The organism is Streptomyces sp. DSM 106670, from assembly GCF_055792845.1.
Map to the genome: position 1 here is coordinate 7,812,616 of NZ_CM147704.1, position 13,802 is coordinate 7,826,417.

General features: G+C 74.3%; 12 protein-coding genes. 1 reads left to right on the plus strand and 11 read right to left on the minus strand.

The annotated features are described in order from the left end of the window. Positions 1–123: 123 nt before the first annotated feature. The 11 genes from ACSMXR_RS34530 to ACSMXR_RS34580 all read right to left on the minus strand — a co-directional run bounded on the left by ACSMXR_RS34530 (position 124) and on the right by ACSMXR_RS34580 (position 12,780). Positions 124–1,272 (minus strand): GNAT family N-acetyltransferase, encoded by a 1,149-nt coding sequence (locus tag ACSMXR_RS34530; RefSeq protein WP_030081870.1) that lies wholly within the window; start codon positions 1,270–1,272, stop codon positions 124–126. After that, complete coding sequence (locus tag ACSMXR_RS34535; RefSeq protein ID WP_473170727.1) at positions 1,269–1,943, minus strand: YveK family protein; 675 nt, start codon at positions 1,941–1,943, stop codon at positions 1,269–1,271. Before ACSMXR_RS34535 ends, ACSMXR_RS34530 begins: the two co-directional genes overlap by 4 nt. Further along, positions 1,940–3,076: a glycosyltransferase gene (locus ACSMXR_RS34540; RefSeq protein ID WP_137235030.1), complete on the minus strand. Its 1,137-nt coding sequence runs from the start codon at positions 3,074–3,076 to the stop codon at positions 1,940–1,942. The genes ACSMXR_RS34535 and ACSMXR_RS34540 overlap by 4 nt, the downstream gene beginning before the upstream one ends. Then, entirely contained in the window at positions 3,073–3,885 is an 813-nt protein-coding gene (locus tag ACSMXR_RS34545) for a polysaccharide deacetylase family protein (RefSeq protein WP_473170728.1), read from the minus strand. The genes ACSMXR_RS34540 and ACSMXR_RS34545 overlap by 4 nt, the downstream gene beginning before the upstream one ends. After that, the gene (murJ, locus tag ACSMXR_RS34550) at positions 3,875–5,599 is read right to left on the minus strand and encodes a murein biosynthesis integral membrane protein MurJ (RefSeq protein ID WP_473170729.1); all 1,725 of its coding nucleotides are present in this window, start codon (positions 5,597–5,599) and stop codon (positions 3,875–3,877) included. Before murJ ends, ACSMXR_RS34545 begins: the two co-directional genes overlap by 11 nt. After that, complete coding sequence (locus tag ACSMXR_RS34555; protein ID WP_473170730.1) at positions 5,596–6,957, minus strand: O-antigen ligase family protein; 1,362 nt, start codon at positions 6,955–6,957, stop codon at positions 5,596–5,598. Before ACSMXR_RS34555 ends, murJ begins: the two co-directional genes overlap by 4 nt. A gap of 2 nt (positions 6,958–6,959) precedes the next feature. Further along, entirely contained in the window at positions 6,960–8,441 is a 1,482-nt protein-coding gene (locus ACSMXR_RS34560; protein ID WP_473170731.1) for a sugar transferase, read from the minus strand. Then, entirely contained in the window at positions 8,438–9,592 is a 1,155-nt protein-coding gene (locus tag ACSMXR_RS34565) for a glycosyltransferase (RefSeq protein ID WP_137235035.1), read from the minus strand. The genes ACSMXR_RS34560 and ACSMXR_RS34565 overlap by 4 nt, the downstream gene beginning before the upstream one ends. A gap of 343 nt (positions 9,593–9,935) precedes the next feature. Continuing rightward, positions 9,936–10,538, minus strand: a complete 603-nt coding sequence (locus tag ACSMXR_RS34570) for a cysteine hydrolase family protein (RefSeq protein WP_381908736.1) — start codon at positions 10,536–10,538, stop codon at positions 9,936–9,938. 137 nt (positions 10,539–10,675) lie between these two features. After that, positions 10,676–11,725, minus strand: coding sequence for a polyprenyl synthetase family protein (locus tag ACSMXR_RS34575; RefSeq protein WP_473170732.1), 1,050 nt, complete (start codon positions 11,723–11,725; stop codon positions 10,676–10,678). Next, positions 11,722–12,780 carry a tetratricopeptide repeat protein gene (locus tag ACSMXR_RS34580; protein ID WP_137235038.1) on the minus strand — a complete coding sequence of 353 codons (1,059 nt, stop codon included), beginning with the start codon at positions 12,778–12,780 and terminating at the stop codon, positions 11,722–11,724. The genes ACSMXR_RS34575 and ACSMXR_RS34580 overlap by 4 nt, the downstream gene beginning before the upstream one ends. A 327-nt stretch (positions 12,781–13,107) precedes the next feature. Here ACSMXR_RS34580 and ACSMXR_RS34585 point away from each other — a divergent pair, with 327 nt between their 5' ends. After that, positions 13,108–13,785: an ABC transporter permease gene (locus tag ACSMXR_RS34585; protein ID WP_473170733.1), complete on the plus strand. Its 678-nt coding sequence runs from the start codon at positions 13,108–13,110 to the stop codon at positions 13,783–13,785. Positions 13,786–13,802 lie beyond the last annotated feature (17 nt).

Here is a 13,802-nt window from a genome sequence, read left to right on the forward strand (position 1 = left end):
AAGAAGGGGGTGTGCTGCGGACACGAGGCCCGCACCCCCTGACAACGCGAAAGACGCCGGACGGTAACGGATCAACGCATAGGTGATATCTCCGACGCCCCTGTCCGGCGTACGCCCGGCGCGTCAGCGACCGATCACCGGCAGCCCCGTCAGCCGCTCGTGCCAGTCCCGCGCCGCCGGGAAACGGGCCTTCACCGTCTCCACCGCCCGCTCCCGCACCGCCACCTGCGACTCGCGCAGCCGCAGCAGCGGCTCCAGACCCGGACGGGCCAGCAGCAGCCGCTGGTTGACCACCGGCACCGGCCCCCAGTGGTTCTTGTAGCTCTCCGCGCCGCGCAGCAGACTCAGTACCTCGCGCCCGGCGTCCGAGGCCTGCTGGGCCACCTCGCGCAGCAGCATCGTCGACACATCGACCTTCCGTTCGCGCAGCGCCGGATCCGCGCCGTACAGATAGCCGCCCGTCAGATGCCCGGACTGCAACGACAGGTTGGACGCCACCACCTCGCCGTTCAGCCGGAACTCGGTCATCGCCGCCGTGCCGTCCGCCACCATCCGCCCCACCGACCGGACCAGATGGTCGGAGAACCGGGCCCGCAGATGCTCGGGATTGACGCCCCGGCCCTCCCACTGCCTCTCGTGCAGCCGCAGCAGCGTGCCGACCGCCGCCGGTACCCCGTCCTGCGGGATCCGGTGCGCCTCGACGCCCAGCGCCTCGACCTTGCGCAGCTTCGAGCGCAGCCGCTGCCCCCGCGAGCCCGTCAGCCGCGCCACGAGATCGCCCAGCGGCTCGGCCGGAAGCTCCATGCACGTCGAGTCCGTCAGCCGGCTCCGGGCCCCCGGCCACCGCCCGAACAGCAACTGCGCCGACGCGTCCGGCCGGACCTCCCGCAGGTCCACCACGGTGTGCCGGGCGGCCCGGTCCAGACCGCGCCCCAGCGCCCCCACCGCGTACCCGGCCTCCTCCTCGTCCAGCAGGATGTCGAAGAAGTCGGAGATCGCTCCGCCCATCGGGACGAGCAGCGGCATCGGACGGTGCACCAGCATCAGCGGCGCCGCCCCGATCAGCCGCCCCGCCCGGCGCACCAGCAGCACCCGCAGCCGGCCCTCCTGGCCGTAGGAGATCCACCACGAGTGGAGCCAGGCGTGGCTCTGGAACGGGGTGGCGGTGGCGCACCGGCGGTGCAGGGCGTCCCACTCCCCGGCGAGCGCGCCGAACTCCCGGAAGTCCCGGCACAGCGTCACGGCGAGGCCGCCCGCCCGGAGGCCCGTCATCGGACGAGCTCCCGTTCGTCCTGGGTGACGTTGCCGCCCTCGGCCGTCGGCCCCGGCACCTGCGCCGAGACGCTCCAGCCCGCCCGGCGCGGCCGGACCAGCAGCACGAGTCCGCCCAGCAGACCGCCCGCCGCCGCCCCCACGGCGGTGCCCAGCGGCATCGACGGCGAGACCGGCCGGTCCGGCGTCATCGCATGGGTGAACTTGATCAGCTTCACCCCGGTGTCCTTGGAGACATGGCCGCTGCTCACGATGACGGCCTCGATGACCGCGTTCGCGATGTCGGCCGCCTTGTGCCGGTCCTCGGAGGTGCCCGTCACCGCGATCATCGGCGAGTCGGGCGAGGTCTCCGACGTGACGTGGGACCGCAGTTCGCGCACCGGCTCGCCCGCCGCGCCCTGGGCGTACGAGAGCGTCGCGTCGCTCGTGGTCAGCCGCCCGTACGACTGGGCGTACCCCAGCGCCGCCGAGGGATCCGTCTCCCCTTCGGCGACCGCCATCGCATAGCTGGTGGCCTCGTACTGCGGTGCGGCGAACGCACCGTACGAGAGCCCGGACGCGGTGCCGATCAGCACGCAGACAGGCAGCGGCCACCAGTGCGGAAGCCGGGTGAGGGCGGTGCGCAGCCGACGGGCGACGGCGGGTCGCTGCTGCTCGGATGACTCGGTCATGAAAGGGCTCTCCGGTTCGGTGGGGCGGTGTCGAGGGCGTACGCGTACACGTCCATCAGGCGCTCGCTGCTGCGCCTGATGTCGTAATGGCCGACGGCTCGGGGCGGCGGCCGCCGGTCCGTACGGGCCTGTATCCGCTGCCGCAGCCGGGCCGTCAGCTCCTCGGGGCTCCCGGCGATCCGGGTGGCGCCCGGGGCATGGGCGGCGGGCAGGTCGTCGATGGCGGGGCAGGCGTCGTGCAGGACGGGCAGCCCGGCGGCGAGCGCCTCCACGGCGGCCAGCCCGAAGGACTCCTCGCGGGACGTGGAGACGAAGACGTCCAGGGCGCTCAGCAGCGCCGGCACCCCCGGAACCGGACCGTCCCCGTCCTCGTCGCACTCCCCGAGGAACCGGATCCGGTCCACGGCCCCCAGACGCAGGGCCAGCGCGCGCAGCGCCCCGGCCTCCGGACCGTCCCCGGCCAGCAGCAGGCGGGCCTCCGGCAGCGCGGCGACCGCGCGGATCAGCACGTCGAACCGCTTGCCCGGCACCAGCCGGCCGACCCCGCCGACGACGAACGCGTCCTCGGGGATGCCCAGTGCCGCCCGTACCGAGGTCCGCCGCTCCCCGTCGAAGCGGAACCGGTCCGCGTCGATGCCGTTGGGCACCAGCCGGATCCGGTCGGCGGGCACCCCCCAGTCCCGCAGCCGGCCGGCCACCGTGGAGGAGACGGCGACGGTCGCCGCGCCGAGCCGTTCGGTGGAGAGGTAGAGGGCGCGGATGGACCGGGTGAGCGGACGGCCCTCGATCTCGGCGCGCCCCAGGGAGTGTTCGGTCGCGACGGTGGCCCGGGTCCCGGCGAGCCGGGCCGCGATCCTGCCGTACACACAGGCCCGGTAGAGATGCGTGTGGACCAGGTCGTAGCGGCCGTCCCGGATCAGTCGGGCGAGCCTTCCGACGGCCGAGAGATCCCGGTTGCCGCGCATCCCCAGATGCGTCACCCGGATCCCGTCGGACCGCAGCTCATCGGCCACCGCCCCCGGGTTGGTGAGCGTCACGACCTCGCACTCCACCGGCAGATGACGCAGCAGCAGCCGCAACTGCCGCTCGGCGCCGCCGACCCCGAGTCCGGTGATGACGTGCAGCGCCCTCACCGCGGACCGCCCGCCCGCACCGGACCGGCGGCCCGCGAGCCGGCGGCGGGCGCGGCGACCTGCCGCAGCCCGTGCCGCAGATCCTTCGCCCACAGCCGCACCCCCCGGTCCGCCTGGCTGATGTGGGTGCGGGGCAGGGCGAACCGGCTGAGCAGCGGGCCCGGGGCCAGCGCGCACGCGTAGCCGTAACCCGCCCTGCGCGCGGCCTCGGTGACCCGGCGGTCGAGGATGCCGTACGGGTAGCAGAAGCCCTCCGGGAGCGAGCCGGTCAGCTCGCCGATCAGCTCCCGGCTGTCGGCCGTCTCCCGGCGCAGCTCCTCGTCCGAGAGCGCTGTGAGGTCCTGGTGGTACAGGCCGTGCGAGCCGATCTCCATACCCGCGGCGGCCACCCGCCGGACGTCCTCGTGGGTGAGCAGCGGCTTGCGCGGGCCCAGCGGATCCCACTCGTTGACCCCGCCCGGTCGGCCCGGCAGGACGAAGACCGTCGCCCGGCAGCCGTGCTTGCGCAGCACCGGCAGCGCCTCGCCGAGGAAGTCCGCGTACCCGTCGTCGAAGGTCAGCCCGACCAGCCCGCGCCGCCCGGACGCCCCCGCGCGCAGCAGCTCCGACACCCCCACCCCGGTCAGCCGTCGGCTGCGCAGCCAGGACAGCTGCTCGTCGAGGCGCTCGGGGGAGACGGTGATGCCGTACGGATCGTCGCTCGGGTCCGTCACCGAGTGATACGTGAGGATCCACGGCTGACGGCGGGCGTGCGGGCGGAGCCGGGACGAGGGAGCGTCGGCGCAATGTGCCGAGGGTTCAGCGGCCATCAAGGAACCTCCGTCGGGTGAGTGCCAGCAGGGAAACGACCTCGGGCGAGCGCAGGGCCAGCCCGGACAGGAAGAACACGGAGGGGACGAGGAGACACCCGGCGGCCAGGCTCAGCACCGGGTCGGGAACGAGCGGCGCGCACGCCCAGCCGGCCGCGCCCGCCGCCAGCGACGCCCCGGTGAGCCGGCCCAGCGAGAGCGCCACGGCCCGCGTCCGGATCGGCACCACCCGGGTGCCGAGGCCCATGAGGAGCAGCAGCGCCGTCGTGCTGATCCCGATCGCGTTGGCGGTCGCGATGCCGTCCACGCCGAAGCGGTACGTCAGCGCGTACCCGGCCCCCATGGTGACCAGCAGTCCGGTGCCCATCGCGAACGCCGGGAACCAGGTGGGCCGCCCGGACGAGAAGAACGGCCGGCTCAGCGCGCCGACCAGACAGTGCCCCAGCAGCCCCAGCGCGTACACCCGCATCACCTGCGCGGTGGAGTCGGTGTCGGCGACGTCGAACGCGCCGCGCTGGAAGAGCACTTCGATGATCTGGGGCGCGTAACCGAGGACCACCGCCGTGCCGAGCAGCACCACCATCCCGGCCAGCGCGAGGTCCCGCTCCACCCGCAGCCGGGCCTTCTCCCGGTCCCCGGCGGCCATGGCCTGCGCGACCACCGGGAAGGTCACCGTGCAGATCATCAGCGACAGCACCATCGGCATCTGCGCGACCTTCTGCGCGTAGTTCAGATGCGAGATCGCGCCCGCCGGGAGGGTGGAGGCCAGGAACCGTTCCACCAGCACCTGGGACTGACGGCTCACCACGAACACGACCACCGGCGCCAGCACCGCGAACCCCAGCAGCGGAGCGGTCCGCGCGGCTCGCCGACCTGGCCGCCCGAACCGCGGCAGCCGGGGCCGCGCGAGCGGCACCAGCCGCAGGAACATGGGCAGTTGGGTCAGGATCATCAGCGCGCTGCCGACCGCGACCCCCACCGCCGCGGCCCGCACCCCCCACACGGAGTGCAGGGCCAGCGTCATCCCGATGATGCCGAGGTTGTACGCGACATAGACCCCGGCGGGCGGCAGGAAGCTGCCGTGTGCGCGCAGCGCGGCGCTGAAGTAGCCGGTGATCCCGAAGGTGAGGACGGTGACCGCGGTCAGCCGGGTGCAGTCCACCGCGAGACGGGGATCGGCGAGCCCCGGGGCCAGCACCCCCACGACCCACGGCGCGCCCGCGATCAGCAGCGCCGCGCCGCCGGAGAGCAGCAGGAACAGCCGGGGGAGCGTGGCCGCCACCAGCTTGCGTACGGGGTCGGCGCCTCCCTCCGCCTCGTCGGAGGCGCGACGGGTGAGGGCCAGGCTGAACGCCGGGACGAGGAGGAGCGCCATCCCGTCCTCGATCAGCAGCGTCGCCGCCATCTCGGGCACGGTCCAGGCGATCAGGAACGCGTCGCTGGCGTCGCTCGCCCCGAAGTACCGGGCGATGGCCTGGTCCCGCACCAGACCGAGGACGGCCGCCAGCACGGTCAGCACGGCCGTGCCCGCCGCCGCGCGGGCGAGGAAGGACCCGAGCCGGGGCGCCTCGCCGCCGGCCGTCTCCGGCGAGCCGGGCCCTTCCGGGCCTGCCCCCGGGGCCGGGAGCAGCGGCGGGGCCGGGGCGGAGGCCGGGCCCGCCGCCGGGTCCGCCGGACGCGCCCCGGCCTCCGTGCCCGTACCGGTCTCGGTCATGCGGCGTTCACCCGGTCCGGCTCGGCCAGCGCCCACCAGGCCGCCAGCCCCAGCACGACCCCGCTCAGCACCGTGGTGGGCCCGCCGATGTCCGCGTACAGGAAGTTGACGCTCTGCCAGGTCATCAGCGCGACCGCCACCAGACCGCAGTCCATGGCCGCGTGTCCGCGCGAGCGGGCGAGGCGCAGCCGGCGGACCGAGCCGACCAGGATCGCCGCCCAGCTGCCGACGAGCGCGGTCAGCCCGATCAGGCCCTGTTCGCCGAGGACCAGGAGATACATGTTGTGCGGGGACAGGAGGGCCTGCCGGCGGAACTCCTGGCCCGCCCCGGCGGTGTCGCTGCCGGAGGAGAGCCCGATGGAGGCGTGTCCGTCGCGGTGGTCGGGGAAGCCCTTGAGACCGACCCCGGCGGCGGGCCGCTCGCGCCACATCGCGCCCGCCGCACTCCACATCGCGTAGCGGTCGCTGACCGAACGGTCCGGGGTGCTGGTCACCCGGGTCACGCTGGCGGCCCGGTCCGCGATCATCTCGGAGCCGATGCCGAACCCGCCGACCACCACCACCCCGGCCGCGCCCAGCACCGCCAGCGACGTCAGCGCCTGCCGCCGCCCGGCCAGCGCCAGGGCGACGAGGACCGCGGCGGCCGTGGCGATCCACACGCCCCGGCTGAACGACAGCGTCAGCGGCACGATCAGCGCGACGGCGAGGACGGCGGCGCACGGCCGCAGCCAGGACGGGGCGCCGCCGGGCGTGCGGAGGGCGCAGGCGGTGGCGGCGAGCAGCCCGTAGGCGACGACGGTCGCCATGCCCATGATGTCGCTGGGCCCGAAGGTGCCGACCGCCCGGATGTCCTCGCCCATGTAGGACGCGCCGGTCCCGGTGACGTACTGATGGACGCCCGTGACGCCCTGGACGACCGCCAGCAGCACCAGCGAACCGGCGACGACCCGGAAGCCGTACGCGTCCTCGATCAGCAGGAACACCGCGACCGGTACGAGGACGAAGACCTGGAGATAGCGGACGAGCCCCGGCAGGGCTGCCGCCGGGTCCGCCGCCGTGACCGTGGCCACCGCGAAGCCCACCACGGGCAGGCCCAGGACCAGCGCGGCGGCGGCGCTCAGCGGGCGTCGGCGCAGATACAGCAGCCGTCCCACGCACAGGAGCACGGCGATCCCCGAGGCCAGATCGGCCGGTCCGACCGCCGGGCCGCCGCCCCCGCCGGAGACCCCGTAGGGCAGGGCGGGCAGCAGAACGGTCGCGACCAGCGGCAGCAGCGGCCACCGGCTCCGCCAACCGCCCCGCCGGGGGCGGGAGACGGTACGGGGCGCCGGAGCGGGCTGGGTGAGGACAGCGGCCATGGTCAGCTGCCTCCGAGCCGGAACAGGGAACCGGCGGTCCGCGCCAGCACGCACGCGTCCTGCCACAGCGACCAGGTCTCGATGTAGCGGTTGTCGAAGCGGGCGCGCTCCTCGATCGAGGTGTCGCCCCGCAACCCGTTCACCTGGGCCAGCCCCGTGATGCCGACCGGCATCCGGTGGCGGGCCTGGTAGCCGGGGTGGGCGCGGCTGAACTGCGCCACGAAGAAGGGGCGTTCGGGGCGGGGCCCGACCATGCTCATATCGCCGCGCAGGACGTTCCACAGCTGCGGCAGCTCGTCGAGGGAGGTCCGGCGCAGCATCCGGCCGACCCGGCTCATCCGCCCGTCGGACGCGACGTTCCAGCGGGTCGCCGACTCCTGGACGTCGGCGGGCCGCAGCGTACGGAACTTCAGCAGGACGAAAGGACGACCGTGCCGGCCGACGCGCTCCTGCCGGAAGATCACGCCCGGCCCGTCGGAGAGCCGCACGGCCAGGGCGCAGGCCGCCATCACCGGGGCCGCCAGCAGCAGGCCGACCGCCGCCAGGACGGCGTCCATCGCCCGCTTCACCCCATGGCCGAGCGGACGGTCGGTCCCGTCGTGCAGGGGCTGGGCGGTGAAGCCCCACAGATGATCGGGGCGGCCTCCCGCCGGAGGACCCGCGACCGCCCCGGGGCCGGTGACCAGCCACACCCGGCAGCCGTGTCCGGTGAGCAGGGTGAAGAGCGCGGCGCCGTCCGGGGTGGCCTCGGGCGGTGCGGTGAACACCGCGTGCCGCACGCTGTTCTGCACGACCGCCCGCCCCACCTCCTGGGGCGAACCCAGCACCGGCAGCGGCACGGTGTCGGAACCCGCCGTCGGCTTCTCCTCCCCGGCCGCCGGGGAGGCGACCAGACCGACCGGCCGCAGCCCGTACGCGGGGTGGTCGAACAGGGCGGCCGTCACCTGACGGGCCGACGGGCCCTGGCCCACGACCAGCGTGGACAGCGGGCGGCGGACGGCGGCCCGCCGCCGCGCCCGGTACGCGGCCGCACGCCCCGCGCAGGTCAGCGCGGTCTGCGTACCGGCCCCGTACGCGAGCACCGCCCAGCCGATCGCCAGCTGCGGGGCCCAGACGTCCAGCACCTCCATGGTCACGTACCACTGCAGGAGGGTGAGACCGGTGAGCGCGGGCAGTTCGGAGAGGACCGAGGGGGACAGACGCATCCGGTACAGGCCGCGTTGGGCGAAGAGCAGCACCTGCGCCACCGCCTGCGCCGCCACCAGCAGCCACGGCCAGGAGACCGGGACGACCAGGGCGAACGTCACGGCCGGGGCCAGGGCGTCCGCGCACAGCAGCGGCACGGAACGGCCGTACCGGACGGCCCGGCGCTCCCCGGGCCGCACCTGTGCACCGCCGCCGCTTCTTCGCGGCGGATGAACCGTGTGAGCCTGTACGGCTGTCGCCTGGCCGGATCCGGGAACCGGTGCACTCTCCATCGTCATCGCTCGGTGCGCTTCCTCGTCGTGGGGCCGGACATGCCGACAAGTTCCTGGTAGAGACCGGCAACCGCCCCCGCGGTCCGTCGGACGTCGAAGGCCGCCCGGGTGTGGCGCAGGGCCCGGTGGGACACCGCCTCGCGCAGTTCCGGGTCGGCGAGCAGCGCGGTCAGCGCCGCGGCCAGTGCCGCCGGATCCTCCGGAGGCACCAGACAGTGGTCCTCGTGACCGGGCGGCAGGCTCTCCCGCGCCCCGTTCACGTCGGTCATCACGACGGGGCGGCCGCAGGCCATCGCCTCCAGCGGGGCCAGGGCCATGCCTTCCCAGCGGGAGGGCAGTACGAGGACGTCCGCCGCGTGGATCCACGGCCGTACGTCCGCGCAGGCTCCGGTGAACAGCACGCCCGGCGGGGCCGACTCCTCCAGGGCGCCCCGGTCGGGACCGTCGCCCACCAGGACCAGCCGGGCCCCGGCCACCGGCATCCGGCGCCAGGCCCGCAGCAGGACGTCCTGCCCCTTCTGCCGGGTCAGCCGGCCGACGCAGACCACCAGCGGGGCATCGCGGTCGACACCGTCCCATAAGGGCAGCGAGGCGCGGGCCTCCGCGCGGCCGCCGGGGCGGAAGCGGTCGAGGTCGATGCCGTTGTGGATGACCGACCAGCGGGCCGCGATGCCCGCCTCCTGGCCGGTGCGGCGCTCCGACTCACTGACGCACAGGATGTGATCGGCCCAGCGTGCCCCGAACCGCTCCCAGCCGAGGGCGAGTTCGGCGGTGCGCCCGCCGACGGCCTCGAACGACCAGGCGTGCGGCTGGAACACCGTGGGAACCCGGCCGCGCACCGCGATCCGGCCCGCCAGTCCCGCCTTGGCGCTGTGGGCGTGCACCACGTGCGGGCGGCTCGCGCGGACGATACGTCGCGCGGCGGCGACCTCACCGGCCAGCCGGGGCCCGGGGGCCCGGGTGACGGACCAGTCGTGGACCTCGGCGCCCGCCGACGCCGCCCCGAGAGCCAGCGGACTCCCGGGCGGGCAGGCCACCACGGGGCGGAGTCCCGACCCGGCCTGGGCCCTGACGAGATCGGTGACGACCCGGGCCACTCCGCCGTCCACGGGCTGAACCAAATGAAGGACCGTCAATTGTCTTTCTTCACGACGCATGTGCAGCACGCACGGCTCTCTTCGCTCAATCCGGTCAGTAAGGCCCACCGGGCCCAAAGCCGAACTGCACTTTCGCAGAGATGTGGCGAAATCGTGCGCGTGACTCGCTCATACGACCACACGAGGATGACGCGTTCCGGAGGGCCGTTCGAGTGGCCGCGGGAGAGTCCGGAGCGTGGCTGCGACCCCATTCTGGGCAGGTCGCGAAAGGGCGTGCGCGGGGCTGTCGCACGGAATTGCGGCAGTGCTCCGTACGTATGGCGCCGGTTATACCGTCACCTTTTTCCGCTTTACCGCACACCGCCGATCGGCGCATCGGATGGCATCACCATCTATCGGCCGATTACGCCGTTCTCGTGCTGCCGTCCGTCGTGCCGTCCGCGGTGTCGAAAGCGACGTCCGCGGCGCGCGCCACGATCTCCACCTCGTCGCCCAGCGCCCATTCCGCGACCCGCGAGGCCATCGCCGCCGGAACCACGTCGCTGATGTCCGGCGCGGCCGGAATGTCGTACGTGGCGTGGGCGTCGTGCGGCAGGACGACCCGGTAGTCCAGCTCCAGGGCCCGGCGGGCGGTGGCGAGCACGCACATCTCCGACATCACCCCGCAGACGGCGAGCGACCGGACGCCCGCCGCCGTCAGCTCGGCCGCCAGCGAGGTCTCCTCGAAGCCGTCGTCCTCGCTCTTGCGGATCACGGTCTCGCCCGGTCCGGTGCGCACCGGCAGATGCAGCTCCCACCCGGGCGTGCCGGGCTCGTCGGGCTCCCCGGCCGGGCCGTCGTTCTGCAGATGCACGACGAGCGCCCCGGCTCGGCGGGCCCGCCCGATCAGATCCGTCACCCGGTCCAGCAGCCGGGGCGCGTCGGGCACGGCGGCGTCACCCGCGACGAACGCCGACTGGACATCGACGACGAGCAGCGCCTGGACGGGAGCGGGGCGGGCGGTCATGCCGGGGGAGTCCTAACGTCGTCACGGCGGCTGCGCTGGCGAAGCCCGAACAGCGTCCATCGTGCCGGACGACGGCCCGTGGCCGCCCACCGATTTCCGGCGGGCGGCCACGGGCCGGGGTGGTGCGGTCCACGGGATCAGCCGGTGCGGTCCACGAGATACGGGATCAGCGTCAGCAGATCCGTGCGCGCCTCCTCGGCCAGCGGCACCCGGTCCAGACAGGCGCGGGCCGCCGCCAGATGCTCCCGCGCCTCGGCGATCGTCGCCCGTCGCCCGCCGGCCTCGTCGATCAGCTCGGCCGCACGGCGCGCCGCCCGGTCGTCGAGCGGTCCGGCGGAGGCGAGCAGCGCGTCGAGCCGTCGGGCCGCCGGATGGTCGGCGGACAGGGCCGCGAGCACCGGGTAGGTCTTCTTCAGCCGTCGCAGATCGCTGTGCACCGGCTTGCCGGTCACCTGCGGATCGCCCCAGATCCCGAGCAGATCGTCCACCGCCTGGAACGCCACCCCCACATGCCGCCCCGCCTGGTCCAGCGCCTCGGCGGTGGACGCCGGAGCGCCGGCCAGCACCGCGCCCAGGGCGGCCGCGCAGCCGAGCAGAGAACCCGTCTTGAGGGTGGCCATCGACCGGTACTCGTGCGGCAGGACCGCCCCGGGCCCGGTCCACGGCCGGGACTCGAAGAGCAGGTCCTGCGCCTGACCGCGCACCAGATCGCCCAGCGCGCCCGCCAGTTGCCGCACCGCCGCCGGACCGCCCGGACCGGGAGCCTCCGCCAGCGTGGCGACGGCCAGCGCGAACAGGGCGTCCCCCGCGAGGACCGCCGGGCCCGTGCCGTACGCCTTCCAGAGCGTCGGCCGGCGGCGACGGGTCTCGTCGCCGTCCATGATGTCGTCGTGGATCAGCGAGAAGGTGTGGATCAGCTCGACGGCGACCGCGCCGAGTACCGCGTCCGAGCCGCTGCCGCCCGCGGCCTCCGCGCCGAGCACCGCGAGCGCCTGGCGCACCCCCTTGCCCTGCGATCCGGGCACCGGCTCGCCGCCGGTGCCGCTCCAGCCCAGTGAGAACGCCGCCGTCTCCGCGTGCCAGGGGTGCAGCCGGCCGACCGACTCCACCAGGGCCGGGCGGACCAGCTCGCGGCACCGGTCCAGTATCTGCGGGGCACTCGCCCGGCGGGTCGTGGAGAGCGTCATGTGCGGTCGCCCCTCCCGTCCACCACGGGCTGTTCCACGCCGAGTTCGGCGTACGCCTTCTCCACCATCTCCCGGGCGTTCAGCAGCCCGATCCGGCTGAGCCTGCCGCGCAGTTCGTCCAGGTCGGCGGCGGTGGCGCCGCGGTCCCGGCCGAGCCTGGCCCGCGCCTTGACCAGGCCGAGCGAGGACAGCGCCTCGCCGCGCGGCTCGTCCATCGCGCGGAACTCGCCGAGCGCCTGCTCGTAGACCTCGCGGGCCTCCTCGTACCGCCCGGCCCGGAACAGCACGTTGGCCCGCATCTTGTGGTTGTACGCCAGGGCGCTGGAGAGCTTCATCTCGCGGCAGGTGACCTCGGCCTCGGAGAGCAGTTCCAGGGCCCGCCCGGTCGCCCCGTCCCGGAGGGAAACGATGTCGGCGATGCCGCGCAGCGCCCAGGCCCGGCCCCGCCGGTCGTCCGCGTCGCCAGCCAGGACCGCCGCCTCCTCGAACATCTCCAGCGCCGTGTCCAGCGAGCCGGTGTTGCGGTGGATCTGCGCGATGCCCTCCAGCGCCCAGACGGTGTGCCGGGCCTCGCCCCGGGCGCGCGCCTCGGCCAGCAGCTGTTCGTGCAGCGTCGCGACGGTGGCGTAGTCGCCCTGGATCCGCCCGGTCTCGGCGAGACCCGCCAGGGAGTAGCCGCGGGCGACCACATCGCCGCCCCGCTTGCCCAGCTCCGCGGCGAGGCCGAGCAGCCGGAACGCGAGCCGCAGCGCACCGCGCTGCCGTGCCAGCGTGCCGCCGCTCCACAGGGCCCAGGCCATCGCCCCGGTGTTCCCGGCCGCCCGCGCGGCCCGGTAGCTGGCCTTCCAGGCCCGGTCGGCCTCCGCCACGTGCCCGAGCCTGCGGTGGGCCTCGGCCACGGCGAGGCCGGAGCGGGCCACCTCCTCCTGCGATCCGGAGAGCTCGGCCTGCCTCAGATGGCGTACTCCCTCGGCCAGTACGTCGGTGAGGGAGGCGTTCACCGACATCTTGGTGAGAGCTCCCTGGTACTCGGGCGCCAGTGCCTTGGTCTGCATGGGTGCCTTCCGCGCGGTGCCGGGCCCGCACCGGGACGGCTATACCCTCTATGTATACATGGGGAGTATAGTCGGCCGGTCGTGCAGGCCCGGATCATGTGGGGGTTGGACGCCGCTCGTCACACGCGGCGAACCGTCCTGTCATTGATCAAGACGGCAGCGGGCCATGGAGGGTTGCTCGTACGGCCCAGGTCGTTCCGCTTTCGCTTCCGATCCTGTTCCCGTGCCCGAAAGTGTGCCGAAAGCTCCTGTTCGCGCGGTACCGCGAACCCCCCGAACGGCCGCCCCTGACCTGCGACGGCACCGCCGCCGCGCTCGAATGAACAGGTGATGGCGCCCCCGGACGACTGCCTCGCCCGCAATGAGTGGATCTGCGGCGCCTATCTCTCCAGCCGTCGCGAGATCCTCGTGGACGCGGTGCTGCAACACCTCCAGCTGACGTCCGCCGCCGTGGCCGTCGCCCTGGTGCTCGCCGTCCCGCTGGCCCTGGCGGCCCGCCGGTGGCGCTGGGCGGCCGGGCCGGTGCTCGGGCTGACGACGATCCTGTACACGATTCCGTCGCTGGCGATGTTCTCGCTGCTGCTGCCGCTGTACGGACTCTCCGCCGCGCTCGTCGTCGCGGGTCTTGTCCTCTACTCGCTGACGCTGCTCGTCCGCAACATCCTGGCCGGGCTCCGGGCCGTCCCGGAGGAGACCCGGCAGGCCGCGCGCGGCATGGGCTACGGGCCGCTGCGCCTGCTGCTCGCCGTGGAACTCCCGCTCGCGCTGCCCGCCGCCATGGCCGGGCTGCGCATCGCCACCGTCTCCGCGGTCTCGCTGGTCACCGTCGGGGCGATCGTCGGCCACGGCGGACTCGGCAACCTCATCTACTCCGGCATGAACACCTACTTCAAGGCCCAGGTGCTCACCGCCTCCGTCCTGTGCGTCGTCATCGCCGTCGCCGCCGACCTGCTGCTCCTGGGGGCGGGCCGACTGCTGACGCCCTGGACCCGGAGGCAGGCGTGAACACGCACCGGAACGGG

Bases quoted from the DNA above. Each gene is read 5' to 3' on its own strand.
- ACSMXR_RS34530 (WP_030081870.1), bottom strand. From the start codon at position 1,272: ATGACGGGCCTCCGGGCGGGCGGCCTCGCCGTGACGCTGTGCCGGGAC.
- ACSMXR_RS34535 (WP_473170727.1), bottom strand. From the start codon at position 1,943: ATGACCGAGTCATCCGAGCAGCAGCGACCCGCCGTCGCCCGTCGGCTG.
- ACSMXR_RS34545 (WP_473170728.1), bottom strand. From the start codon at position 3,885: ATGGCCGCTGAACCCTCGGCACATTGCGCCGACGCTCCCTCGTCCCGG.
- murJ (WP_473170729.1), bottom strand. From the start codon at position 5,599: ATGACCGAGACCGGTACGGGCACGGAGGCCGGGGCGCGTCCGGCGGAC.
- ACSMXR_RS34555 (WP_473170730.1), bottom strand. From the start codon at position 6,957: ATGGCCGCTGTCCTCACCCAGCCCGCTCCGGCGCCCCGTACCGTCTCC.
- ACSMXR_RS34560 (WP_473170731.1), bottom strand. From the start codon at position 8,441: ATGACGATGGAGAGTGCACCGGTTCCCGGATCCGGCCAGGCGACAGCC.
- ACSMXR_RS34565 (WP_137235035.1), bottom strand. From the start codon at position 9,592: ATGCGTCGTGAAGAAAGACAATTGACGGTCCTTCATTTGGTTCAGCCC.
- ACSMXR_RS34570 (WP_381908736.1), bottom strand. From the start codon at position 10,538: ATGACCGCCCGCCCCGCTCCCGTCCAGGCGCTGCTCGTCGTCGATGTC.
- ACSMXR_RS34575 (WP_473170732.1), bottom strand. From the start codon at position 11,725: ATGACGCTCTCCACGACCCGCCGGGCGAGTGCCCCGCAGATACTGGAC.
- ACSMXR_RS34580 (WP_137235038.1), bottom strand. From the start codon at position 12,780: ATGCAGACCAAGGCACTGGCGCCCGAGTACCAGGGAGCTCTCACCAAG.